The sequence below is a fragment of the Paraburkholderia sediminicola genome (assembly GCF_046026675.1).
Taxonomy (GTDB): domain Bacteria; phylum Pseudomonadota; class Gammaproteobacteria; order Burkholderiales; family Burkholderiaceae; genus Paraburkholderia; species Paraburkholderia sediminicola_F.
Window position 1 is genome coordinate 2312767 of the sequence record NZ_JAQQEY010000001.1, and the last position, 23076, is coordinate 2335842.

The 23076-nt window shown below is 61.5% G+C and carries 22 protein-coding genes; 9 read left to right on the plus strand and 13 right to left on the minus strand.

All coding sequences use genetic code 11. The features are described from left to right. Window positions 1-156 precede the first annotated feature (156 nt). Window positions 157-1266 (plus strand): porin, encoded by a 1110-nt coding sequence (locus tag PQQ86_RS10065; RefSeq protein ID WP_408266216.1) that lies wholly within the window; start codon window positions 157-159, stop codon window positions 1264-1266. A 5-nt stretch (window positions 1267-1271) separates the two neighbouring features. After that, a complete protein-coding gene (locus PQQ86_RS10070) occupies window positions 1272-2387 on the plus strand; it encodes a nucleoside hydrolase (protein ID WP_408270202.1) in 1116 nt (371 codons plus the stop codon). A gap of 62 nt (window positions 2388-2449) precedes the next feature. Here PQQ86_RS10070 and PQQ86_RS10075 read toward each other — a convergent pair whose 3' ends face one another. Beyond that, a complete protein-coding gene (locus PQQ86_RS10075) occupies window positions 2450-3376 on the minus strand; it encodes a LysR family transcriptional regulator (RefSeq protein WP_408266218.1) in 927 nt (308 codons plus the stop codon). A gap of 83 nt (window positions 3377-3459) precedes the next feature. Between PQQ86_RS10075 and PQQ86_RS10080 the strand changes: the two genes are divergently transcribed. Together PQQ86_RS10080 and add are read left to right on the plus strand one after the other, a co-directional pair. Continuing rightward, on the plus strand, window positions 3460-4806 hold the full coding sequence (locus PQQ86_RS10080; protein ID WP_408266220.1) for an NCS2 family permease: 1347 nt from the start codon (window positions 3460-3462) through the stop codon (window positions 4804-4806). A gap of 111 nt (window positions 4807-4917) precedes the next feature. Continuing rightward, entirely contained in the window at window positions 4918-6015 is a 1098-nt protein-coding gene (gene add, locus PQQ86_RS10085; RefSeq protein ID WP_408266222.1) for an adenosine deaminase, read from the plus strand. Window positions 6016-6059: 44 nt separating this feature from the next. Here the strand turns inward: add and PQQ86_RS10090 are convergent, their stop codons facing one another. Then, a complete protein-coding gene (locus PQQ86_RS10090) occupies window positions 6060-6920 on the minus strand; it encodes a LysR family transcriptional regulator (protein WP_154566661.1) in 861 nt (286 codons plus the stop codon). A gap of 165 nt (window positions 6921-7085) precedes the next feature. On the opposite strand from PQQ86_RS10090, the gene PQQ86_RS10095 reads away from it, so the two are divergent. After that, window positions 7086-8486, plus strand: a complete 1401-nt coding sequence (locus PQQ86_RS10095; protein ID WP_408266224.1) for a DHA2 family efflux MFS transporter permease subunit — start codon at window positions 7086-7088, stop codon at window positions 8484-8486. Window positions 8487-8578: 92 nt separating this feature from the next. Here PQQ86_RS10095 and PQQ86_RS10100 read toward each other — a convergent pair whose 3' ends face one another. Further along, the gene (locus tag PQQ86_RS10100) at window positions 8579-9352 is read right to left on the minus strand and encodes an SDR family NAD(P)-dependent oxidoreductase (RefSeq protein WP_408266226.1); all 774 of its coding nucleotides are present in this window, start codon (window positions 9350-9352) and stop codon (window positions 8579-8581) included. A gap of 251 nt (window positions 9353-9603) precedes the next feature. Between PQQ86_RS10100 and PQQ86_RS10105 the strand changes: the two genes are divergently transcribed. After that, window positions 9604-10533, plus strand: a complete 930-nt coding sequence (locus PQQ86_RS10105; protein ID WP_408266228.1) for a LysR family transcriptional regulator — start codon at window positions 9604-9606, stop codon at window positions 10531-10533. A 467-nt stretch (window positions 10534-11000) separates the two neighbouring features. On the opposite strand, the gene PQQ86_RS10110 is transcribed toward PQQ86_RS10105, so the two are convergent. From PQQ86_RS10110 to PQQ86_RS10120, 3 genes are all read right to left on the minus strand, one after another. Beyond that, window positions 11001-11717 (minus strand): Crp/Fnr family transcriptional regulator, encoded by a 717-nt coding sequence (locus tag PQQ86_RS10110; RefSeq protein ID WP_408266230.1) that lies wholly within the window; start codon window positions 11715-11717, stop codon window positions 11001-11003. A 219-nt stretch (window positions 11718-11936) separates the two neighbouring features. Then, window positions 11937-12179, minus strand: a complete 243-nt coding sequence (locus PQQ86_RS10115; protein ID WP_408266232.1) for a hypothetical protein — start codon at window positions 12177-12179, stop codon at window positions 11937-11939. A gap of 117 nt (window positions 12180-12296) precedes the next feature. Next, window positions 12297-12548 (minus strand): DUF1488 family protein, encoded by a 252-nt coding sequence (locus PQQ86_RS10120; RefSeq protein ID WP_093644935.1) that lies wholly within the window; start codon window positions 12546-12548, stop codon window positions 12297-12299. Window positions 12549-12684: 136 nt separating this feature from the next. Between PQQ86_RS10120 and PQQ86_RS10125 the strand changes: the two genes are divergently transcribed. Further along, entirely contained in the window at window positions 12685-12855 is a 171-nt protein-coding gene (locus tag PQQ86_RS10125; protein ID WP_408266234.1) for a hypothetical protein, read from the plus strand. 220 nt (window positions 12856-13075) lie between these two features. Beyond that, complete coding sequence (locus tag PQQ86_RS10130; RefSeq protein WP_408266236.1) at window positions 13076-14164, plus strand: glycosyltransferase family 2 protein; 1089 nt, start codon at window positions 13076-13078, stop codon at window positions 14162-14164. Between the two features lie 29 nt (window positions 14165-14193). Here PQQ86_RS10130 and PQQ86_RS10135 read toward each other — a convergent pair whose 3' ends face one another. The 3 genes from PQQ86_RS10135 to PQQ86_RS10145 all read right to left on the minus strand — a co-directional run bounded on the left by PQQ86_RS10135 (window position 14194) and on the right by PQQ86_RS10145 (window position 16561). Continuing rightward, the gene (locus PQQ86_RS10135) at window positions 14194-14919 is read right to left on the minus strand and encodes an amino acid ABC transporter permease (RefSeq protein ID WP_408266238.1); all 726 of its coding nucleotides are present in this window, start codon (window positions 14917-14919) and stop codon (window positions 14194-14196) included. 2 nt (window positions 14920-14921) lie between these two features. Next, window positions 14922-15647, minus strand: a complete 726-nt coding sequence (locus PQQ86_RS10140) for an amino acid ABC transporter permease (RefSeq protein WP_408266240.1) — start codon at window positions 15645-15647, stop codon at window positions 14922-14924. 92 nt (window positions 15648-15739) lie between these two features. Continuing rightward, complete coding sequence (locus PQQ86_RS10145) at window positions 15740-16561, minus strand: ABC transporter substrate-binding protein (protein WP_408266242.1); 822 nt, start codon at window positions 16559-16561, stop codon at window positions 15740-15742. Between the two features lie 302 nt (window positions 16562-16863). Between PQQ86_RS10145 and PQQ86_RS10150 the strand changes: the two genes are divergently transcribed. Then, on the plus strand, window positions 16864-17085 hold the full coding sequence (locus PQQ86_RS10150; protein WP_054039606.1) for a hypothetical protein: 222 nt from the start codon (window positions 16864-16866) through the stop codon (window positions 17083-17085). A 173-nt stretch (window positions 17086-17258) separates the two neighbouring features. On the opposite strand, the gene PQQ86_RS10155 is transcribed toward PQQ86_RS10150, so the two are convergent. The 4 genes from PQQ86_RS10155 to PQQ86_RS10170 all read right to left on the minus strand — a co-directional run bounded on the left by PQQ86_RS10155 (window position 17259) and on the right by PQQ86_RS10170 (window position 22956). Beyond that, window positions 17259-18572, minus strand: a complete 1314-nt coding sequence (locus PQQ86_RS10155; protein WP_408266244.1) for an MFS family transporter — start codon at window positions 18570-18572, stop codon at window positions 17259-17261. A gap of 146 nt (window positions 18573-18718) precedes the next feature. Next, window positions 18719-19771 (minus strand): GSU2403 family nucleotidyltransferase fold protein, encoded by a 1053-nt coding sequence (locus tag PQQ86_RS10160; protein ID WP_408266246.1) that lies wholly within the window; start codon window positions 19769-19771, stop codon window positions 18719-18721. Between the two features lie 198 nt (window positions 19772-19969). Further along, window positions 19970-21688, minus strand: coding sequence for a SpoVR family protein (locus tag PQQ86_RS10165; RefSeq protein ID WP_408266248.1), 1719 nt, complete (start codon window positions 21686-21688; stop codon window positions 19970-19972). Continuing rightward, complete coding sequence (locus tag PQQ86_RS10170) at window positions 21685-22956, minus strand: YeaH/YhbH family protein (protein WP_063495930.1); 1272 nt, start codon at window positions 22954-22956, stop codon at window positions 21685-21687. Before PQQ86_RS10170 ends, PQQ86_RS10165 begins: the two co-directional genes overlap by 4 nt. Between the last annotated feature and the right edge of the window lie 120 nt (window positions 22957-23076).

Here is a 23076-nt window from a genome sequence, read left to right on the forward strand (position 1 = left end):
GTCCGCAGGCGGCCGGCGGAAACTTCATTGAATAGATTCAATTTATGGAACTATAAAAAAACAACATTATTTTTTATAGCCGACGGCTTCGTATAGTCGAGCCCAGTTCGAATGCGCCCTCCGCTCGGCGCCCTCCTTTCCCGCTACTGGACCACGATGAAACTACTCAAGTTCGCCCCTCTCGCGATCGCCGGCGCGCTCTCCAGCGCCGCCCATGCGCAAAGCAGCGTGACGCTGTATGGCCTGATTTCGGCGGGCGTCGGCTATGCGACGAATCAGGGCGGCAAGAACGCGTGGCAGGCACTTTCGGGGACCAACCAGAACCCGCGCTGGGGTTTGAAGGGTGTCGAAGATCTGGGCGGCGGCACGACCGCGATCTTCCAGCTGGAAAACGGCTTTAACGTGATGACCGGCACCGCGTCGCAAAACGGCCGCGAATTCGGCCGGCAGGCGTTCGTCGGGCTCGCCAGCAAGAAGTACGGTACGTTGACCTTCGGCCGTCAGTACGACACGGTGCACGACTACGTCGGCCCGGTGATCATTGCGAGCAACGGCGTGAATATCGGCGACAACGACAACGGCTATAACGACATCCGCGTGCAAAATGCGGTGAAGTACGTGACGCCTGACTACCGCGGCCTGAAAGCCACGGCCGAATATGGCTTCAGCAACGCCACCGGTTTCGCCAACAACAATGCATACAGCTTCGGCGCCGGTTACGAGAACGGCCCGCTGAAGTGGAGCGTGGTCTACGCGCAGTACAACAACCCGTTCAGCGCGACCAATCCGGACGGCGCGATTTCGAACGACTACGCGTCGTCGCTGCTGATCTTCGCGAAGAGCGCGTTGCATCCGGCTGCGTATGCGAGCAAGCAGCGCATCTTCGGCACGGGTGGCTTCTATACGGTCGGCGCCGCGCAATTTGCAGCGCTTTTCACCGATGTCCGCTACGATTATCTCGACGGTTCGCATCTGCGTTTGCAGAACTACAACCTGAACCTGAACTACCACGTGACGCCCGCGCTCGTTCTCGGCGCAGCGTATGCCTTCACTGACGGCAAATACGATGTGATCAACACGAGCCCCAAATGGCATCAGGTCAATCTGCAAGCCGACTATTTTCTGTCGAAACGCACCGACGTCGCGCTGACGGTGATCGCGCAGCAAGCTGCTGGCGACGCGCAACACGCGCAGATTTTTGCCTATGCGCAATCCACCGGCATCCGTCAGATGATCACGACGGTCGGCATGCGCCACGTGTTCTGACGATGATGAACACCTTCGATCCAACGCAGGACCGGCGCGCGTTTTTGCGCACGGCCATGGGACTGGCTGCGGGTGCATCGGCGTGGCCGATGCTGGCCGCCGCTGCAGGTGGTGCTGGAGCGGCTGACGCGGCCAGTGGCACGTCCGCTTCGAGCGCACCCGCTTTGCAAAGCGGCGCGCGCCGCAGCGTGATCATCGATTGCGATCCCGGTCAGGATGACGCGATTGCGATCCTGTTCGCGCTCGGCGCGAGCGACCGGATCGACGTGCGCGCGATCACGACAGTCGCGGGCAACGTGCCGCTCAATCTCACCGAGCGCAACGCGCGCATCGTGCGTGACTGGGCCGAGCGGTCGCAATCGCTGCCGGTCTATGCCGGCTGCCCGCGCCCGCTCACGCGCGAACTGATCACGGCCGCCAACGTGCACGGCAAGACCGGTCTCGAAGGCGTGCCGCTGCATGAACCGCTCGCGCCTCTCGCCCCGCAGCACGCGGTCGCCTTCCTGATCGACACCTTGCGCGCGGCGCCGCCGCATAGCGTGACGCTGTGCGCGCTCGGGCCGTTGACCAACCTCGCCACCGCGTTCACCGAAGCGCCGGAGATCCGCAACGGCATCCGCGAAATCGTGCTGATGGGCGGCGCCTTCTTCGAGCGCGGCAACATCACGCCCGCAGCCGAGTTCAACATCTACGTCGACCCGCAGGCCGCGCAAGTCGTGTTTGCGAGCGGTGTGCCGATCGTCGTGCTGCCGCGCGACGTCGCTGTGAAAGCGCCGATCACGCCGGCCCGGATCGCACCGATTCGCGCACTCGGCAATCGCTGCGGCACCATGGCCGCCGATATCATGGCCGCGGAAGTCGCGTATCAGAAGGGACGCCGGGGCATTGAAGAAGCGCCCATGTATGACCCCTGCGCGACCGGCTACCTGATCGAGCCGTCCTTATTCAAAGGACGCGAGGTCAACGTGATGATCGAGACAGTCGGCGAATGGACGCTCGGTGAAACCGTGGTGGACTGGAGCGGACACAGCGGCCGCAAGCCGAACGCGACCTGGATCACCGAAGTCGACGCGGACGGTTTTTATGCCGCCTTGCGCGCACGGCTCGCCGCGCTGCCGTGAACCGGCGACACCGTGAACCCGTGAAAGGCTCGGCAACGGTCATGCATACCGCCCGCGTTGCGTCAGATATGCGCGGCGAGCCATTCGCGGCAAGCACGCACGTGCGGGCCGCGGTCGTCGCCGGCGAGCGAAATCAGTGCGATCGAACGGGTGACGCGCGGCTTGTCGAGGCGCAACGCGACCAGTTCCGTGTCGTGCAGATGCATGGTGTAGAGACTGGGCAGCACCGCAATCGCCAGACGGTTGCGCACGAGTTCGTACAACGGCTCGGTGTACTCGACGCGGTAGGCGACCGTCAGTTGCAGACCTTCGGCCCCGCCGGTGCGCTGCAACGCGTCGCTGACGCTGCCGCGCACGAACACCGCGAGATCGCGGCCCACCAGCTTCGCCCACGCAAGGCTCTTTTTCTGCGCGAGCGGATCGTCGCGCCGCACCACTACCACGATCTGATCCTCGAACAGGTCCTGGTAGCGCAACGCGGCTTCGCCGTCGTTGTCCGCCGCGGCCGCATCGGGCTCGTGCACACCCACGCCGAAATCGACCGCCCCCTGGCGCACGGCATCGATCAAGGCGGTGTTCGGCATGTCGTTCAGCGTGAAGCGCAGCGACGCTTGTTGTGCGCGCAACGCGCCGAGCGCGGGCAACAGGCGCGCCGCAGCCGACGGAATCAGTCCGATGCGCACTGTCTGCACGCGTTCGGCGAAGGTGCTCGCCATATCGTCGAAGGTGCCGCGCGCCTGATTGAGCAGACGCTCGGCAAGCGGCAACACGCTGGCGCCCGCATGCGTGAGCGTCAACCGATGCGCAGAGCGCGCGAACAACGGGCCGCCGAGCAGGAACTCGATCTGCCGGATCGCCGCGGTGAGCGCGGGCTGCGTCAAGGCGAGCGACTGCGCGGCCTGCGTGAAGCTGCGTGCATGCGCAAGCGTCACGAAGTACTGGATTTGCCGCAGCGTAAGCGCGGGCAAGAGGGACGAACGGTCGGTCATGGAGAGCAATGCATCGACGCAATGCGCAGCAGTATAAAGGGCGTGGTTACAGGATGAATCAATTGATCAATAGCGAATCTTCAATGCCGACAACAAACAACCCGGCACCCACAGCGCGCGGCGGCTGGCTCGAACGGCGTTTCGCACTCGCCGAGCGCAAGACCAGCGTGCGTACCGAAACAGTCGCCGGCATCACCTCGTTTCTGGCGGCTGCCTATCTGCTGGTGGTGATTCCGTCGCTGCTGTCGGCGGGCGGCATGGATCGTGGCGCGGCGACGACCGCAACGATTCTCGTGTTCGTACTGAGCACGGTGCTGATGGCGCTGTATGCGAATCTGCCGTTTCTGGTGGGGCCCGGTATCGGCGGCTCGGTGATTCTCGGCATTACGCTCGCGGGTGAACATGTCGCGTGGCAGACAGGACTGGGCATCGCATTCGTGTCCGGGGTGCTGTTTCTGATCCTGACGCTGGTGGGCGCACGCAGTCTCGTGGTGCGGCTGATTCCGGCGCAAATCAAGCTCGGGCTCGGTGCCTCGATCGGTTTGTTCATCGCAGTGCTGGGTTTCCGTAACGCAGGGATGGTAGTCGCCAACGCGAAAACCAACGCGCTCGCTCTCGGTGATTTCTCGCGGCCCGGCACCCTGGTCGCCTTGATCGGCCTCGGCGCAGCTGTCGTGCTGCAAGGCCGCCGCGTGCCCGGCGCGATCTTGTGGGCGATCCTGATTGCGGCCGGCGCCGGTGTGCCGCTCGGCGTCACGCATATGCCCGCATCGTTTCTGTCGTGGCCGCATAGCGTCGCGCCGATTGCGTTCAAGCTCGACATTGCGAGCGCCTTGAGCGTGGCCGCGATTCCGTATCTGTTCGTGTTCTTCGCGGCGGAGTTTTTCTCGACGCTCGGCACCACGCTCGCGGTTGGCGCCAAAGCGGATCTGCTCGACGAAAACGCGAATCTGCCGAACATCAACCGCCCGTTTCTGGTCGATTCGATTGCGGCGACGCTCGGTCCAGTGTTCGGCATTCCGGCGCTCACGGCGCTGGTGGAATCCGCGGCAGGTGTTGAAGCCGGTGGACGTACGGGCCTTTCTTCGCTCGCGGCCGCCGCGATGTTCGCACTGATGCTGTTGTTCGTGCCAGTTGCTCTGGCCATTCCGAAGGAAGCCACCGCGCCCGCACTGATCCTGATCGGACTGTCGATGTTCAGCACGATTCGCCATACGCATTTCGACGACTTCAGCGACTCGCTGCCCGTTCTTTCGATGGTGCTGCTCACGCTGATGTCGAATAGTTTCGGCACCGGCATCGCGGGTGGTCTGCTCTGCTATGTGCTCGTCAAGCTGCTCGCCGGACGTTTCCGTGAAGTACCGTGGGGTCTCTATGTGCTGGCCGTGCCGCTCGGCTATTACTTCTATACCGTGGTGAAGCCGCATTGAAGTTTGCACCTAAGCACCCTGATTACCCGGCTTTGCCGCACATTTTTATCCTGCATTCGCACTAAACTGAATTAGCGTCGAGTTTTACGCACTACCGAAAACCATACCGACATGAAAGAGACATTGGGCAACGTGCCCGCATCGCGCCTTGGCATGACGCTCACCGATGCCCATCGCGCCTTCTTCACCGCCCTGCCGAAGGTCGAATTGCATTGCCATCTGCTGGGCGCGGTGCGTCACGACACCTTTATCGCGCTCGCCGAAAAGAGCAACGCGCCAATCGACCGAAAAGAAATCGACGCGTTCTATACCCGCGGCGAAAAGCCCGTCGGCGTGCTGCGTGTGCTGCGCGCGCTCGACGAACATCTGCTCACGCATGCGGACGACCTGCATCGCATCGCCTACGAATATCTCGCCGATGCCGCCGCGCACCAGGTTCGTCATAGCGAGTTCTTCTGGAATCCTACCGGCACGGTGCGCATCTCGAAGATTCCCTATGCGGATGCGCAAGCGGCCATCGTCACCGCGATTCGCGACGCCGCGCGCGACTTCGGTATCAGCGCGCGACTGATCCCAAGCATCGATCGCGAGGCCGATCCCGACGAAGCGGTCGCGCTGGTCGACTGGATGTGCGCGCATCGCGCGGAGGAAGTGGCGGGCCTCGGTATCGACTACCGCGAGAACGACCGGCCACCTGAGTTGTTCTGGAAGGCATACCGCAATGCCCGCAACGCCGGCTTCAAAACCACCGCGCATGCGGGCGAATTCGGCATGCCGTGGCGCAACGTCGAGACAGCCGTGGACCTGCTGCACTGCGACCGGATCGATCACGGCTATACGATCGTCGACAACCCGCAGTTGGCGGCCCAATACGCGGAGCGCGGCATCGTGTTCACCGTGGTGCCGACCAACTCCTACTATTTACGCACACTCGCCCCGGAAGTCTGGGCCGAACAGCATCCAATGCGGCGCATGCCGGGTCTGGGCCTGAAAATTCACCCGAACACCGACGACCCGACGCTGCACAAAGTGACGCCAAGCGAAGCATGGCAATTGATGCATAGCCACTTCGGCTTCAGCCTTGCCGAGTTGCGGCAGTTCATGCTGAACGGCATCGACGGTGCATGGATCGACGAAGCGACGCGCCACGCATGGCGCGCGGCGTGGGGTGCGGAGTTTGACGCGTTGGCGGCGGCCTTGCCCGCTTAAATGCGGACAGTGCCTCGGGTCAGGCTAGCCACTCCCGCGCGATTTCATTCACCAATCCACGAACCGCGCAAATCGCTGTCGTGCAGCAATTGCAGCAACGTGCCCGCCGGACGGCTCAGCCGTTTGGCGGCCAGCGCGATAAATTCCACCGAGGGCAGCGTCGGCAGACTGGCCGCGTTGAGCGGCGGCGTCAGGCCCCGCGCGGCCAGATACTGCGGACGAACCGTGATACCGAGCCCGCCGCGCGCGGCCGCAATGCAGCCCGAGTGACTGCTGCTCGTACACACCACCTGCCAGCTGAAACCGGCTTCGGCCAGCGCGTCGAGCACCACCGCGCGGGTCACGCTCGGCTCGGCGACCAGAATCAGCGGCAACGGCTGGCTGAGATCGACCAATGTGCCGGTACGCGCCAGCCACTCCAGCCGCCCCGTGAACAGCGGCACGCCGCGCCGGTCACCCAGACGCCGCTTGCCGACCAGCAGATCGATCGAACCAGCGTCCAGCAATTCATATAGCTTGCCGGTCATACCGATAGTGATTTCAAGTTCGACATCGGGATGCGCGTCGCGAAACGCCGCCAGCACCGTAGGCAGCGGCCCGAGCGCAACGTCGTCCGATGAACCGAGCCGCACGCGCCCTTTCAGGCGCGGCGCGCGAAACTGCGATTCGGCCCGCGCGAGCGCTTGCAGGATCACGCTGGCGTGCGCGAGCATGGCCTCGCCGTCCGGGGTCATCGCGAGCGAATGGGTGTCGCGCACGAACAGGCGGCGCCCGACGCTCTGTTCGAGCCGGCGGATGTGTTCGCTGACGCTCGACTGCGTAAGGTCGAGTTGCCGCCCCGCCTCGGTGAAGCTATGGCAGGCCGCGACTGTCGCGAAGGTCTTGAGCCAGATGGGATTGAGCATGCGTCATTGTGGTCCTGGTCATCGGCAAAGTCGATAACAGTCAACAACCCTAGTGGGGTTCCCGATTGACGAGGATGTCAATATCATGACGGAATCCCCCCAACGATCGCTCCGAGCTCGGCCCGCCAGTCCGTCCGCCCCGCCGCCCCCGCAGCTCAATTGAACATGAACAAGGATTCCGCCCAGACCGCACTGCTCTGGATCGTCGCCGCCGGCTTTTTCATGCAGTCGCTCGACACCACGATCGTCAACACCGCGTTGCCGTCGATTGCGAACAGCCTGCACGTCGCGCCCCTCGCGATGCAGCCGATCGTGGTTGCCTACACGCTGACCATGGCGATGCTCACTCCTGCGTCGGGCTGGCTCGCCGACCGCTTCGGCACGCGGCGCGTCTATTTCGTGGCGATTCTCGTATTCGTACTCGGGTCGATCTGCTGTGCGAGCGCACATACGCTCGGCCAACTGGTGATGGCGCGGGTCCTGCAAGGACTGGGCGGCTCGATGCTGCTGCCCATTGGGCGGCTTGCCGTCCTGCGCAGCGTCTCGAGCGAGCAATACGTCTCGGCGCTCGCGTTCATTTCGATCGCTGGTCAGTTAGGGCCGATCGCCGGCCCGACGCTCGGCGGCTGGTTCGTTGAGGCCATCACGTGGCACTGGATCTTTCTGATCAATGTGCCGATCGGCGCACTGGGTCTCTACGCGGTGCAGCGGTATTTGCCGGCGCATGGCGAAACCCAGGCGCCGCCGTTCGACTTCGTTGGTTGTGGGCTGCTGTCGCTGTGCATGATCGCGTTTTCGCTCGCCGTAGAGGCGCCGGTCGAGACGCATCGCGCGGCATGGTCGGCGGGTCTCTTCGCGCTCGCGGTAGTCAGCGCGCTTGCCTACATTCCGCACGCAAAGCGCCGCGACAATCCGCTCTTCAAACTCTCGCTCTTTAGCGAGCCGAATTTCAGCGTCGGTCTGATCGGCAACCTGGTGTGCCGCATCGGCTCGAGCGCCGTACCGTTTCTCGTGCCGTTGCTGCTGCAATTGCAACTCGGCTACACACCGCTGCATTCCGGCCTGATGATGCTGCCTGCCGCACTTGCCGGCACCCTCACCAAACGCTGGATTGCGCCGCTCGTGCGCCGCTATGGCTACGACACGTTCCTGCTCGTCAACACGGTCATCGTGGGGTCGGCGATCGTTGCGTTCGCATTGATTACGCGTGGTACGCCGCTCATCGTCGAGATCGTGATTCTGGCAGTGTTCGGCGGCGCCAACTCCATGCAATTCGCGGCGATGAACAGCGTCACGCTCAAAGGCCTCTCGCATGAAGATGCCGGCAGCGGCAACAGCCTCTTTTCGATGGTGCAGATGCTGGCGATCGGCTTGGGTGTCTCAATCGGCGGCGGGCTGGTGAATCTGTTCTCCGCGCAATGGGGATCGGCGGCGCTCGGGTTCCGCCTGAGCTTCGTGTGCGTGGGTGTCATCACGCTGGTGTCCGCATGGGTGTTTCGCCATCTGGACGAAGCGCCCGTCACGCGCGACGTGCGTGGCCAGGCGACCCAGGGCGCGGGGCGCTGAATACCGGCGTGGCGGATTCGCGTACGCGCCAGGCCCTGGCTACGCTGAGTCGGACGTGACCCATAGGACTCAGCGCAATGCCGCCGCTAGCGTCAGTCCGGCAAACGGATGCCGGAAAATCCCTCGCACGCTTCGATCAAGCGCTCTTGCACAGCAACCTTGTGGACCGCCGGATGCGCCTCGCGCGGCTTCTTGTGATAGAAGTACGCACCGCTGACGGTGGCCAACGGTTCATCGCTGACGGCAAGCCACACCTGGGTCTTCGGCGCCGCTTGCAGATCGTCCGGCGCGCCTGCCCCACCCATTTTCGTCGCCACCCAACCGGGCTCCAGCGCGTTGGACAATACCGCCGGCCAGCGGCGCGCCATCGCAAACGCCAGCAGCGCGTCATGCAGCTTCGAGTCGGAATAGGCCGCTGCGCCCTGCCACGGCCGCCGGTCCCATGCCAGATCGTCGAGGCTCGCGTCGCCGCTCCGATGCAAGCCCGAGCTGAGATACACGAGCCGCTTCGGTTTCGTGATCAGCGCGGTCAAGATGTAGGGGGCCAGCGTGTTGACCGCGAACACATGCGGCAGGCCGTCCACAGTGGCAATCCGGTGCGGCTCCTGATAACCAACCGCCGCGTTATGGATCACCACGTCGAAGCGGCCGAGTGTGTTGACCTGCTCCGCCAGCGCGACTGTCGCTGCAATGCTCGACAGATCGCCTGCTAAAGCAGTTTCCGCTTCCGGTACCGCCTTCAACGCTTCCTCGGCACGCGCGGCATTGCGTGCATGCACAACCACTTGATGACCGGCGTCGACGAGCAGACGCGCTGCCATCTGGCCGAGACCGTCGGCGGAACCGGTGATAAAAACTCGCGACATGATGACGCTCTCCGTTGATCAGTCATATATGCCTGACGCATGGTGAGAACCACGTTCCATCGTGCAGCAGGCGACCCTTTGCAGATTAGCGCCAAACGAGCGCCTGACGCGATAGCGTGGCTGTCATTCCACTCATGATGCTGTGTCATTGATTGGTTCGGACAGATGGCGTTTCCCGGCGTCGCCGCGTGAATTCAAACAGTATTTCGCGATAGCATGTCATGCATTAATGCGTAACAAGGGAATATCACATGCCATTTGACGAGCGCATGCTGAACGGCATGGGCGTGCTGACGGCGATTGTCGACTGCGGCAGTTTTGCGGCGGCAGGCGAAGCACTCGACATGTCGCAATCCGGCGTCAGCCGTTCGGTAGCACGGCTGGAAACACGCCTCGGCATCCGGCTATTCGACCGCACCACCCGCTCGGTCACGCTGACCGACGAAGGCCGGCGCTTCTACGAACAGATCGTGCCGCTGCTCGGCGGACTCGAAGAAGCAGCTGCTTCGGCGGCCCAGGGTGCCACGGCGGTTCGCGGACGTTTGCGCGTGAACATGGACCCGTTCTTTTCGCGTCTCGTGCTAGGACCGAGGCTCGGCGGCTTCGTCGATAAGCATGCCGATCTGCAGCTCGAGTTGATTACGCGCGACCAGTTAGGCGATATGGTTGCCGACGGTTTCGATCTTGCGATCCGTTTCGGTGACCCGCCGGTTTCGTCGCTCATTGCACGCAAGCTGCTCGATACACGGGTTCTGACCGTCGCCGCGCCCTCGTATCTGAAGAAACATGGGCATCCGGAAAGCCCGGCCGAACTCGAAAGCGGCAAGCACGTGTGCATCAAGTTTCGTGATCCGCTAACGGGTTACCCGTTCAGCTGGGAGTTTCACCGCGGACGCAAGAAGACGATGATTACGCCGCAAGGCCGCCTGACCGTGAACGACGTCGGCACCTTGCATAGCGTGTGCGCCGCCGGCCAGGGCGTCGCGCAGATTCTCGCGTTCGGCGCCGAGTCGTTGCTCGCCAATGGCAAACTGGTCGAACTGTTTCCCGACTGGAGCGACGAGGTTTATCCGCTGTATGCGCTCTATCCTTCGCGGCATCATCCACCGGCCAAGGTACGGGCATTCTTCGACTTCATCGTTTCGCTGACTGGCGGCCCGACACGTGAAACTACCGCTTGAATGGCGGTTGGGCGAGTGTGACGCCCCGGTGAAAGCCATCGAGCAACATCCGTGCATTTGTCGGTGTAGAGGGTGCGACTTCGCATCTTGTACGCTAGCGTGCAGACACAATCTCGCGGTGCGCGCAGGCTGTGTGAAGGCACTCACTGCCCGTACGGAAAAACTATGTCGAACTATCCATTTGAGAGCGAGCTCGCCCATCTCGAACAGATTATTCCCTTTCTCGTGACTGCTCCGCCGTTGGGTCTGCCCTACTGGCGACGCCGGATTCTCGCCTTGTCGCCGCCTGAAGGACGTCTACCGGCTGGCAGCGTCCAACGTATCGGCAGGTTAATGGACGTATTCGAGGAGATTGAACGCAGGGCGTCACCGAGCGCGGCGTCCACCGCAACGAGAACGACACGCTAGCGCGCTGGACGGCGAGCCGAATCAGCAGTGCCTCGCCCTTACTTCGCCAGGGGCGTTCGCTAGATCGCCTGCAATGCCGGCAACAGCCGGTCGAATTCGCGTTTGACCACGGCGTAGCATTCACACACGTGGGCTTCCAGACCAGGCCGGTCCAGCACGGTGATGTGGCCGTGGCTATAGCGGATCAAGCCGGCGTTCTGCAGTTTCAGTGCCGCCGCGGTGACGCCGGAGCGGCGCACGCCGAGCATATTGGCAATGAGCTCCTGAGTCATGCGCAATTCGTTCGATGGCAAGCGGTCGATGCTGAGCAGTAGCCAGCGGCACAATTGTTGATCGATCGAATGATGGCGGTTGCATACCGCTGTCTGCGCCATCTGGGTAATGAGTGCCTGCGTATAGCGCAACAGAAGGCGCTGCATGGGCCCCCCGCGATTGAATTCGTCTTTCAGCAAACGAGCATTCAAGCGCCAGGCGCGGCCCGCGCTTTGCACGATCGCCCGGCTCGGCGTGGTCTCGCCGCCCATGAACAGCGACACGCCGACGATGCCTTCATGTCCCACGATGGCGATTTCCGCCGAGGCGCCGTCTTCCATCACGTAGAGCAACGAAATAATCGACGTGGTGGGGAAAAAGACGTGTTCGAGTTGACCGCCGGATTCGTAGATTACCTGACCTAACGGCAAATCGACTTCGACCAGATGCGGCTCGATGCGCGCCCACTCAATTTCGGGCAACACCGCCAACAGCTGATTCGCTTTTGGGTCACCCTTGAGCATCGGTGGCTCCTTGCTGGGTTCCGGACGCGCCAGCGGCGCGGCTACGCATTGATCTGCGGAAACGGCGCAAGCACGCGTTCCGCTGCAACGGTGATTATGAACCGCGCGCAGGACGCGCGGAATCGGGTAAAGCGCCCGCTTCGCTGCTGCCGTGAGCGTCAACGGGCACGGCACAAATAGAAAAACCGGCTTTACGCCGGTTATTTTCGTTCCGAATGCCTACAGAGCGACGGGTTTCTTTTTGAGCATCAAGGGTCGGCGCGTTTCCATCAGCGTGCGTTTCGCACCGAGCCACTTCGTCACGTGCTTGACCCATTGCTTCGGCGCGGTTTCATTGCCCTGCGCCTGCTGCGGCTCGTTTGCCGTGGGTGCGGCTGTTTTTTCGCTTTCGGCAAGGCGTTCTGCTTCGCGCCGCCGTTTGCTGTCGGCAATTTCTTCTAGGTTGACCTGGTCATCATCCATGCTGGAACTCCCGCGACAAAGCAAGGCGAGGCGCCGGTAGGCGCCGCGCTGCTTCGGCTGTGGAACAAGGCGGCGCGCGGCAAGTCCGGTTGGACCTGCCGCGCCGCGCTCGCTGTATCAAGAAATCGTGTAGCGGTTTTGCGGACCGCCGACATACAGACCGCGAGCGAGCGTAAGGATTTGCTCGCGATGACGGTCGAAGGCTGCCAGCACTGCCGGCTCGTCGGAGCCTGCGCTCGGGCTCAGATTTGAAATGACCGAATTGTTGACAGTAAAGGCGATTTCGCGCGCATTGTCATAGCCCCAGAAATTGACACAATGACGGAAGGCGTCATAGCTGCGGCTTGGGTTCGGGAAGTTGAGGGACATTTCACGCTCCCGTGGTGTTTTCCTTCTTCACGGTGCGCTGAATATGGGGCGCGGTCAAGGTGTTGTTTGTAAGCGCGGATGTTTATCGGGTCCAAGCCTTGCTGTCCTGCAGGTGTTCTCACACCAGGAGCATGCAATGAGCGAAACCAAAGAACCCAAAGGCGCCGACATCGAACATCCGCAGCCCACCACTCACAGCGACAACGAAAAGAGCAAACTGCCCGAACGCCACGACGAAGGGCGCGATCAGTCGCCGGCGGACCGTCCAGGGAAAAAACCCGGCGAAGGCGAACCGTCAGTGAGTTGAATTATTAACCGCTAGCCCCACCGCTAGCCAAGCGGCTTTGATGCGTTTTGGCATCAAAGCCGCACAAATTTTCCCCTTCGAACCCCTTTCACAGCGCGGACATTTCTTCCGATTTATTACGGATTATTTTTTTCCTGCAATGGACTATTTTGCTGCATGCAGCAATGTGTGCGCAAAGCGAACCGGCTGCGCCCCTTAACAGATAAGAACGGAGACGCCCGTGTTCACCTTCTCCACTCCTTCGTCCGGCCCCTCCCGCCCCTCTCCCAAGGTTTCCATTTGCCTGCCCACCTGCAATCGGCCTGAGTTGATCGTCGAGTGCATCGATTCGTGCCTCGCGCAGACGTATGGGAATCTGGAGATTGTGATCGGCGACGATTCAAAGGACGAACGCACCCGGCAGTTGATCTCGCAACGCTACGCGAATGAACCGCGCATCCGCTATGCGAAGAACCAGCCGTCGCTCGGCCAGGCGCGCAACGTCGCGAACCTGTTCGCGCGCGCACGCGGCGACAAAATCCTGCTGATTCACGACGACGACTTGCTCACCACCGACGGCATCGAAAAACTGGTGTCGCTATGGAAGCTTCATCCGCAACTCGAAGTGGCCTTCGCCGATCAGTACGAGGCCGACCACACGGGCGCCGTCGACTTCGAAGGCAGCGCACGCCTGAACACCGCATTTCGACGCACCCGGGACGCTGAAGGCTTGCAGACTTTGCCGGGTAGAACCGGGCTGATCCAGATGTTCCCGAACAACGGCTGGATGGCGAACGCAGATCTCGTCAAACGGATCGGCTACAGCGATCAGTACGGCACTTGCTGCGATTTCGTGTTCGGCACTGAACTCTGTCTCGCGGCGCGCGAGGTGTTTTATCTGCACGAATACGTGTCGGTATATCGGAAGACCGCGACCTCGATCTCGCATAGCACGCGCGGCACGGCAGTTGCCGCGACCGTCAGTGCGTATGGGTTCGTCAAAGCGCTGAAACTGCCGGTGCAACTGGAACCGTCACGCAAGCTGGCGTTGCGCCGTCTCGCGCCAATCGTCGTCTCGGTTCATGCGAAGAATCGCCAGGTGATGCCCGGGCTAAAGATCGCCCTCACGCATCTCTTCGCCTACAACTATGGTTTCAGCACGCGGCTCTATTACCACCTGCTCATACTCTCACGCGCGGCCGTGAGCGTGCGGCAGCGCGCAGCGGTGGCTGCGGTGGTCGCGGCAGCGCCGGCTGTCATTACCGATCCGGCCGCCGCTGTGACGGAGCTCGTCACGGACCTCGTGACGGATCGATCCGAAATGATCTGACGCAGCCGTAGCTGGAAGCGGCTGTCCGGTCAGTCGCCAGACAATGCCTGGGTGGCGGCCGGTGCCCGTGGCCGCACGATGCGCTTGCGCCGCGTCAGCGCATAAGTGGCGATGCGGTCAAGCGCCGTGCACAACACAAGATAGATGAAGCCGACGAACAAGAATATCTGCGCCGGATACACCATCAGCCGGTTGCTGACCTGCGTCGCGACGAACGACAACTCGCCGACGCCGACGATATACGCGAGCGACGTGTCCTTCACCAGCGACACCCATTGATTCACGAACGACGGCGCCATGATGCGCATCGCCTGCGGCAGCGACACATAGCGCAGTGTTTGCATCCGCGTGAGACCGAGCGACAGCCCGGCTTGCCACTGACCCTCGCCGACCGCGCGAATGCCTGCGTGCACCGAGTGCGCGAGGTACGCACCGCCGATCAGCGAGAGCGCGCAGACGACCGTTGCGAGTCCCGGCACGTCGACATGGAAGACCATCGGCAGCAGGAAATACGTCCAGAAAATCAGCATCAGCACCGGAATCGCGCGGAAGAAGCCGATCACGAGTAGCAACGGCACACGGGCGATGCGCCCCGCCAACGCCAGCGCACTCCCACCCGCGACGCCGAGCACGGCCGATGCAAGCGCGGAACACAATGCGAGCACCAGCGTGAGCGCCGCGCCGCCGAGCGGTCCTTGCGGAAATGCGCCGACCAGCAGATACGGCAGGTTATGGGCGAACAGTGTCCATGTCATGCTCAGCGCCTCGCGAATGAACGGTCACGCGTATGCGCCACCGTATGCGAGACGGCTTCGATCAACGCGATGGCCGCGATATACAACACGGTGGCCACACCGAACGCCTCGAAAGTCTTGAAGCTCTCCGTCTCGACCTGACGCGACGCGTACGACAGTTCGGCCAGACCGATCGCCATGGTCAGCGATGAATTTTTCACGAGGTTCATGTATTGGCCGAAGAGCGGCGGCAGCGAAATGCGCACGGCTTGCGGCAAAACGACGTAGCGGAACGCCTGCAATGGCGTGAGGCCAAGGGCCGCGGCCGCGGCATGCTGACCGCCCGGCACGCCGCGCAAACCCGCCTGGAACTCCTCGGCGATGAAAGCCGCCGTATAGCACGTAAGCCCGAGCCACCCGGCGACAAACTCGAACGACGGCCAGCGCAACGCGTACGCGCCGAGGTGCACGCCATGCGGCGTGTTCAGCCATTGCATCAGCGTGTCAGGCATAAGCGTGGCCGCGCCGAAGTACCAGAAGAACAGTTGCACCAGCAATGGCGTGTTGCGAAACACCAGCACATACGTAGCCGTTGCTCGGCGCAGCCAGCCATACCGCGCATGACGCGCGATCGCCAGCACGAAGCCGGACACGGTGGCCGCGAGCGCCACCGTCAACGCAAGACCGACGGTGACACCGAAGCCTTGCCACAGCCACATCAGATACTTTGGAGCGAGCCACACCTGCATCTTTGAACCTGCTTCTTTCGAAAACGCCGACGGGCACGTCGGCAACGTGCCCGTTCATTACCGGGTGCCTGGATGCTACCGCGACACGGTGATCAGGTCTTGTCGCCGATCTTGAAGATGCGCGCGAGCGGCGTCTTCGTTTGCGGACCGAACCAGCGGTTGTAGATTGTCGCGGCCGAGCCGTCTGCTTCCAGTCCCTTCAGCGTGTCGTTCACGAAGCCGACAAGGCGCGTCTCGCCCTTCGGAATCCCGACACCCATGTAGTCGTTCGAAATCGTGAACGCCGGAATCTCGTAGTTCTGCTTGTCCGGCACGTTCGCGAGCAGGCCGACCAGCTTCGGACCATCCTGCGTGATCGCCTGCACGTTGCCCGCGCGCAAAGCCGCGAACGCGAACGGCGTGTCGTCGTACGCGACGATCGTGGCTTGCGGGAATTTCTCGCGCAGCGTGATCTCGTTGGTGGTGCCCTTGTCGGCGCCCACTCGCAGGCTGTTGATCTGATCTGTCGACTTCAGCACGCCCTTCTTCGCCAGGAACTGCTGGCCCGACGAGAAATACGGAATGCTGAAATCGACCTGTTTGGCGCGCTCGTCGGTGATCGTGAAGTTGGCGAGCACCAAGTCCACTTTCTTCGAAGTCAGGAACGGAATGCGGTTGGCCGGGTTGGTCGGTTGCAGTTCGAGTTTCACGCCGAGCTTGTCGGCAAGCGCCTTCGCATAGTCGACGTCGAGACCGACAATATGGTTGTTGGTGCCGTCGACGTAACCGAACGGCGGATTGCTGTCGAAGGTCGCGACGCGCAGTACGCCAGCCTTCCTGATGTCGTCGAGACGGTCGGCATAAGCGAGCCCCGGCGCCGTCAGCGAGAGTCCCGTCAGTGTCATTAACCAGGCAGCGAGTACTTTTGATTTCATTTTTATGGATCTCTTTGTTTGTGCGTGATGCTTGTTCAATATGCGTGCGATGTTTCAGAAACGGATGCGTGTCGACGATATCCGTCGTAAATCTGTCGCAAGCGCGAGGTGCAACCGATGGCCACGCATCGGCGTCACATTAGCAGCGACGCCGCGCGCTCCGAACCAAGAAATGCTCCTGTAATAAGCGCGTTTTCTGCTAAGCATCCACTCATTAGCAAACGTGTATTTGTCGCTTGGGCTTGCACGTGCGGCTGATTAGGATGGACCTCGAACCGTCATCAGCCCGGAGGTTAATCACCATGTCCGACAGTGCCTGTTTCAAGCCGCGTGTGATCGAGCCGGTCGTCGTCAATCAGCCAGAAGGATTGGGGCTTGCCGTGGAGTTGTGGCTTGCGCATCCCGTCGATGGGATCGCGGGGCGCGCCGTGCAGATTCATTTGCGCAGCGATGCGAAGATGGCGCAAGCCGAGTCGCTGCGCGACCTGCTTCATGCGCTGGGAACGGAGATCGTGGTGGCTTGAGCGTGCGCTTCGCGCCGTGCTTGCCGTAGTTGCCGTAGTTGCCGTAGTTGCCGTAGTTGCCGTAGTTGCCGTAGTTGCCGGTGGGATAAAAAAACGGCGGTCGGGGTGCCCCGAGCCGCCGTTCTCAAAGAGCGCTCATGCGCGCTGTTCGAGCGTATCGTTCAAGCTTAAGCTCAAGGCTCGTGGCGCAGATAGCCTTCTTTCGAAGGATCGCGCATGCGCAGCGACACGATGCCGGCGATCGCGCACAGCGCGGTCACATACCAGTAAAACGTCGTCTCGCTGCCTACCGATTTCAGCCACAGCGCGACGTATTCCGCCGAGCCGCCGAAAATCGCATTCGCCACTGCATACGACAGCCCCACGCCCAGTGCGCGCACTTCCGGCGGGAACATTTCGGCCTTGATCAGGCCGCTGATCGACGTATAGAAGCTGACGATCGCCAGCGCCACGACGACCAGGCCAAAGGCCGCATACGGGCTCGTCACGTCTTTCAACGCATGCAGCAGCGGCACGGTGCCGATGGTTGCGAAAAAGCCGAAGAACAGCATCGAACGGCGGCGGCCGATGCGATCCGACAACGCACCGAACGCCGGCTGCATCACCATGTAGACGAACAGCGCCGCGGTCATCACATTGCTGGCCGTCTTGGCGTGCATACCGGCCGTGTTGACCAGGTACTTCTGCATGTACGTCGTGAACGTGTAAAAAATCAACGAGCCACCGGCCGTAAAGCCGAGCACCGTCGCGAATGCACCCTTGTGCGCCCACAAGCCGCGCAGCGTGCCGGCTTCCTTGCGTTGACGCGTTTCGGCCGTGGTCGTTTCTTCGAGCGATTTACGCAGATACAGCGCGACCAGCGCCGCCAACGCGCCGATCACGAACGGCACGCGCCAGCCCCACGCTTTCAGTTCTTCGGTGGAGAGCGTTTGTTGCAGAACCACCAGCACCAGCAGCGCGCACAACTGCCCGCCGATGAGCGTGACGTACTGGAACGATGCGAAGAACCCGCGACGGCCCTTGAGCGCGACTTCGCTCATATAGGTGGCGCTGGTGCCGTACTCACCGCCCACCGACAGGCCCTGGAACAGGCGCGCGACCAGCAGCAGGGCCGGCGCCAATGCGCCGATCTGCGCATAGGTGGGCAACACGGCGATCACGAGCGAGCCACCGCACATCATGAACACCGACACCATCATCGCGGTCTTGCGCCCGTGCTTGTCGGCGAGCCGGCCGAAGAACCAGCCGCCGATCGGGCGCATCAGGAAGCCCGCGGCGAAGACGCCGGCGGTGTTGAGCAACTGCGTGGTGGTGTTGCCGCTCGGGAAAAAGGCCGGCGCGAAATACAGCGCGCAGAACGAGTACACGTAGAAGTCGAACCACTCGACTAGATTGCCCGATGAAGCGCCAACGATCGCGAAGATGCGGCGCCGGGTGTCGCGCGCGTCGTAAGTCGTGGCCACGGTTTGGTCGGTCAGGTCGGTCATGCTGTTGTCTTTCCTTGTCTTTAAACGGCGGTAGCGGTCGTGGCGCCGCCTTCACAACACGCGCATCGAGGTACCGCGGTGGCACCTATAGCGCGCGTGCGCGAATTTTACAGAATTGCAAGGGAAAGATGGGGGTTTGTTAGGGACTATCCCGAGAGGCTCGTTGCAAGCTCTTCGAGCCCGGCTTCGTGAGCATCGCGCATTAGCGCTTCGACCTCAGGCAAGGTGCGGCGCACAAGTGCGCGCGCCGATCGCGGAAGTTCGGCGCAGGCGTCTTCGATGTCGCCGGTGCGATGTTCGCCGAGCATGGCCAGCAATACCGACGCCTGGCGCACGTCCTTTTGCGACTTGACGAGCGTGTTCGTTCGCAGCCGCGACACGAGTAGTTTATGGATGGCAAAGCGGGCCGCGTCAGGTACGCGGACGGGCACGGCGCCATGCCGTGACACGAGCGTTCCGGTCTGGGAGCGGCCTAGCAGGTAGGCCAGATACGGCAAGCCCGTGGCATGCGCATTGAGCTCGGCCACAGACACCGTGGGAAACGAGTCGTCATGCGAGGGAACCAGCAAGTCGACATGAAAGCGCGACTTCCCTGCTTCTGTAAACGATGTGGACGCCTCGCCGCGTTTCATGGAAGGGACCGGCACGAAGTTAATGCCGGTCTCCTTCAGCATCGCGAGCAGTCCGCCTTCGGGAACGTTGATGAGCGCGAGCTGATGCCGGCGCGCGATATCGATGTCTTCGGTCTCGTATGAGACGGCCTTGATGCCGAGCGAGTTGAGAATCACGGCGTAAGCGTGCGAGCCGACCAGCACAGCCCCGGCCTCGAAAAGGCCGTAATTGTAAAGAACGCCGACGGTAGCATAGGTTTTGTTGTCTGCCAGTTGAAAACCCAGCTTGCCGAGGTCGCGGATTCGCGAGATGAGATCCTTGCTCAGATCGATGCGTTGCCGCACCTCCTCTACCCGGCTATCCGCTTCTGGATCACCCTTGGGACCGCCAAGGCTCTCCTCCTGCTTTTTGCCTTCCGGCCCCATGTACTGACGGGCGTAGTAGATGGCCCCGCCCCGTTTATGTTCGATAACCGTTCCGGGCGCGCCCATCAGGACCTTGTCCTGAGTGGCGGCGGCCTGTTCAATGTTGGCGAACTGGGAGCAGTAGGCTTGTTCTTGCTGCTCGTAGAGAGGAAAAGACGGCATGGGATCTTTCAGTAATTTTTTATATTTTACTGAAAAATACCAGTTTGTGGGTTTTTCAGTACTTTTTCACAAATTACTGAAAGATGGCGGCGAGGCGACCTGCCAGACTCCGGTGACAAAAGCCCCTGTTCGTCACAGACAAACAGGGGCTTCGGACAGATCAGAAAACCAGCCTCCATGCAACAAGACCTGGTGAACTCAAACTCTTATCGCCGGCGGCACGTATTTACATTCATACCGCTTCCTCACCGTGCCATTCTCATCGACACTTTCCAGGTAGACGTCGAACTGCCACAAACGCGCCATGTGCTTGAGCACTTCATCGCTATCGCCGGACAGATGCCGGTTGTCGCTCATGAAATGCCGCAGCGTCAGACTCCGGTCGCCACGCGTATTCACCGCCCACACCTGAATATTGGGCTCCCGATGATGCATGTCGTACTGCCGCGACAACGCCTGGCGCACGTACTGATACCCGCTGTCGTCATGAATCGCCGACACTTCGAGCGCATCACGCATGTCGTCGTCCAGCACCGAGAACAGACGCATCTCGCGGATCAGATGCGGTGACAGATACTGCGCGACGAAACTCTCGTCCTTGAAATTGCGCATCGCATAGTGCATCGCCTGCAGCCACGGACTGCCCGCCAGCTCGGGGAACCACTTGCGATCCTCTTCCGTTGGCGATTCGCAGATCCGGCGGATGTCGCTCATCATCGAAAAGCCGAGCGCATACGGGTTGATGCCGCTGTAGTACGGTTTCGTGACCGGCGGCTGGTAGACCACATTGCTGTGCGAATGGAGAAACTCCATCATGAAGCCGTCTTCCAGCTTGCCCTGGGCATACATCGTGTTGAGCAAGGTGTAATGCCAGAACGTCGCCCAGCCTTCGTTCATGACCTGGGTTTGCCGCTGCGGATAGAAATACTGCCCAACCTTGCGCACGATGCGGATCACTTCCCGCTCCCACGGCTCGAGCAGCGGCGCGTTCTTCTCCGCGAAATACAGCAGGTTTTCCTGCGGCTCAGGCGGATAACGCTCCTCGATTTCCTCCGGCAACGGCGTATGCCGGGTCGGCAAGGTGCGCCACAGTTCGTTGACCTGCGATTGCAGATAAGCCTCACGTTCGCGGCGCGCCGCAAACTCCTTTTCCAGCGACAGTTTCTGCGGACGTTTGTAACGGTCCACGCCGTAGTTCATCAACGCGTGGCACGAGTCGAGCAGTTCCTCCACCCGGTCGAGCCCGAAGCGCTCCTCGCATTCGGCGATGTAATTCTTCGCGTAGACGAGGTAATCGATGATTGCGTGCGCATCCGTCCACAGCTTGAAAAGATAGTTGCCCTTGAAGAACGAGTTGTGGCCATAGGCCGCGTGCGCGATGACGAGCGCCTGCATCGTCATCGTGTTCTCTTCCATCAGGTACGCGATGCAAGGGTTCGAATTGATAACGATCTCATACGCCAGCCCCATCTGCCCGCGACGGTAGCTCTTTTCGGTGGAGAGAAAGTGTTTGCCGAACGACCAGTGACGGTAGTTCACCGGCATGCCGACGGACGCGTAAGCGTCCATCATCTGTTCGGCGCTGATGAGTTCGAGCTGGATCGGATATACGTCGAGTTCATATTGCTCTGCAACACGGGCAATATGCGAGTCGTACTCTTCGATCAATTCGAAGGTCCAGTCGGACGGGCACGGCAGAGGCCGTCTATCGGCTACGTTCATACGGACTTCCCTTTGCCCCTCAGTGGGCGTTCCGGTGTGTCCCCGTGCTGCAGCGGCGTCGACTGCTCCGGCTGCGGCGGCTCCCGTATCGTCCGCCTTCGCCTCGGCATGCCCCGACTGTTGCTGCTGCGGCACGCCTTTCCCGCGCGCCGGCTGCTTGCCGCGCGCTTCGTTGGGCAGGTGCTTTGCCGTCATGACGACGCCACCTGCTTTTCAAACAACTCCCGAAACACCGGATAAATGTCAGCCGCGGTTTCGACCTTCTTCATCGCCATGTGCGGCTGGCTCAGCGCCAACTGTGCATATTCGAGCCACAAGTTCTGCTCTTCCGGCGTAACCTGGATATATGCAAAATAGCGCACCTTCTCCAGGATGTCATCCGAAAGTATCTTGCGGCACTTGGGCGAATCGTCGGTCCAATTGTCGCCGTCGGAAGCCTGAGCGCCGTAAATATTCCATTCAGTCGGCGAATAGCGCTCGTCCATCACCTTCTGCATCAGCTCCAGCGCGCTCGACACCACCGTGCCGCCGCTTTCCGTCGAATGAAAGAACGTGTCTTCGTCGACCTCCTCGGCACGGGTGTGGTGACGAATGAACACCACTTCGATCTTTTCGTAGTTCCGCTTGAGGAACAGATACAGCAGGATGAAAAAGCGCTTGGCGAGATCCTTGCGCTGCTCGTCCATGGAACCGGACACATCCATCAGACAGAACATCACCGCCTGGCTGGACGGCGTAGGCTGCTTCACCCGGTTCACGTAGCGCAGATCGAACGGATCGATAAACGGAATGCGCCAGATGCGCCCGCGCAAATGGTGAATTTCCTCTTCGAGCAGTTTGATCTCGTCGCGACGGTCGTCCGGATCGGCCTTCATCACTTCGAGTTGCCGTTCCATCTCGTGTAACTGATTGACGAGCGGCGCACCGAGCGCAATCCGGCGCCCGAGCGCGCTGCGCAGCGAACGAACGACGTCGATATTGTTTGGCGTACCCTCGGCCGCCCACCCGGCGCGGATGCTTTTCCACGTAGGCACGGCCATCAGATGGGTTTTGACGAGACGCGGTAGTTCGAGGTCGTCGAAGAAATACTGCATGAATTCTTCGCGGCTCAGCTCGAACACGAAGTCGTCCTGACCGTCGCCCTCGTTGCTCGCCTGGTTACCCCCGCCTCCGCCTCCGCCCCCTTGCGGGCGCTGGATCTTGTCGCCGCGGATGTAGTCGGAATTGCCCGGATGCACCATTTCCCGCTTGCCGCCGGGACCATGCCGGAAAGACGGTTCCGCGATGTCCTTGCGCGGGATGGTGATGCTCTGGGTGTTCTGAATATCCTTGATGCTGCGATCGCGAACCGCTTCCGAGACGGCGCGACGAATGTAGTTTTTAACGCGACGCAAAAAACGCTCGCGGTTTGCAATGCTCTTGTTCTTACCAGCTAACCTGCGGTCGATGATTTGATGAAGCACGCCCGGTCTCCAGTATTTCCGCTGCGCGAGACGCACGTTGCAATAGGCATGTCTGCAAACGCAACGCTATGTCCATGCAACTTGCGCCTCGCAAGGTGCCCGCGCGGTCGGACCACGCGG

What these genes read in the sequence shown, in the direction of transcription:
- PQQ86_RS10140 (WP_408266240.1), bottom strand. Translation starts at nt 15,647, where the DNA reads ATGCAGGTGTGGCTCGCTCCAAAGTATCTGATGTGGCTGTGGCAAGGC.
- PQQ86_RS10065 (WP_408266216.1), top strand. Translation starts at nt 157, where the DNA reads ATGAAACTACTCAAGTTCGCCCCTCTCGCGATCGCCGGCGCGCTCTCC.
- PQQ86_RS10125 (WP_408266234.1), top strand. Translation starts at nt 12,685, where the DNA reads ATGAGCGAAACCAAAGAACCCAAAGGCGCCGACATCGAACATCCGCAG.
- PQQ86_RS10120 (WP_093644935.1), bottom strand. Translation starts at nt 12,548, where the DNA reads ATGTCCCTCAACTTCCCGAACCCAAGCCGCAGCTATGACGCCTTCCGT.
- PQQ86_RS10160 (WP_408266246.1), bottom strand. Translation starts at nt 19,771, where the DNA reads ATGCCGTCTTTTCCTCTCTACGAGCAGCAAGAACAAGCCTACTGCTCC.
- add (WP_408266222.1), top strand. Translation starts at nt 4,918, where the DNA reads ATGAAAGAGACATTGGGCAACGTGCCCGCATCGCGCCTTGGCATGACG.
- PQQ86_RS10115 (WP_408266232.1), bottom strand. Translation starts at nt 12,179, where the DNA reads ATGGATGATGACCAGGTCAACCTAGAAGAAATTGCCGACAGCAAACGG.
- PQQ86_RS10070 (WP_408270202.1), top strand. Translation starts at nt 1,272, where the DNA reads ATGAACACCTTCGATCCAACGCAGGACCGGCGCGCGTTTTTGCGCACG.
- PQQ86_RS10100 (WP_408266226.1), bottom strand. Translation starts at nt 9,352, where the DNA reads ATGTCGCGAGTTTTTATCACCGGTTCCGCCGACGGTCTCGGCCAGATG.
- PQQ86_RS10150 (WP_054039606.1), top strand. Translation starts at nt 16,864, where the DNA reads ATGTCCGACAGTGCCTGTTTCAAGCCGCGTGTGATCGAGCCGGTCGTC.
- PQQ86_RS10080 (WP_408266220.1), top strand. Translation starts at nt 3,460, where the DNA reads ATGCCGACAACAAACAACCCGGCACCCACAGCGCGCGGCGGCTGGCTC.
- PQQ86_RS10155 (WP_408266244.1), bottom strand. Translation starts at nt 18,572, where the DNA reads ATGACCGACCTGACCGACCAAACCGTGGCCACGACTTACGACGCGCGC.
- PQQ86_RS10075 (WP_408266218.1), bottom strand. Translation starts at nt 3,376, where the DNA reads ATGACCGACCGTTCGTCCCTCTTGCCCGCGCTTACGCTGCGGCAAATC.
- PQQ86_RS10095 (WP_408266224.1), top strand. Translation starts at nt 7,086, where the DNA reads ATGAACAAGGATTCCGCCCAGACCGCACTGCTCTGGATCGTCGCCGCC.
- PQQ86_RS10090 (WP_154566661.1), bottom strand. Translation starts at nt 6,920, where the DNA reads ATGCTCAATCCCATCTGGCTCAAGACCTTCGCGACAGTCGCGGCCTGC.
- PQQ86_RS10165 (WP_408266248.1), bottom strand. Translation starts at nt 21,688, where the DNA reads ATGACGGCAAAGCACCTGCCCAACGAAGCGCGCGGCAAGCAGCCGGCG.
- PQQ86_RS10145 (WP_408266242.1), bottom strand. Translation starts at nt 16,561, where the DNA reads ATGAAATCAAAAGTACTCGCTGCCTGGTTAATGACACTGACGGGACTC.
- PQQ86_RS10110 (WP_408266230.1), bottom strand. Translation starts at nt 11,717, where the DNA reads ATGCTCAAGGGTGACCCAAAAGCGAATCAGCTGTTGGCGGTGTTGCCC.
- PQQ86_RS10105 (WP_408266228.1), top strand. Translation starts at nt 9,604, where the DNA reads ATGCCATTTGACGAGCGCATGCTGAACGGCATGGGCGTGCTGACGGCG.
- PQQ86_RS10135 (WP_408266238.1), bottom strand. Translation starts at nt 14,919, where the DNA reads ATGACATGGACACTGTTCGCCCATAACCTGCCGTATCTGCTGGTCGGC.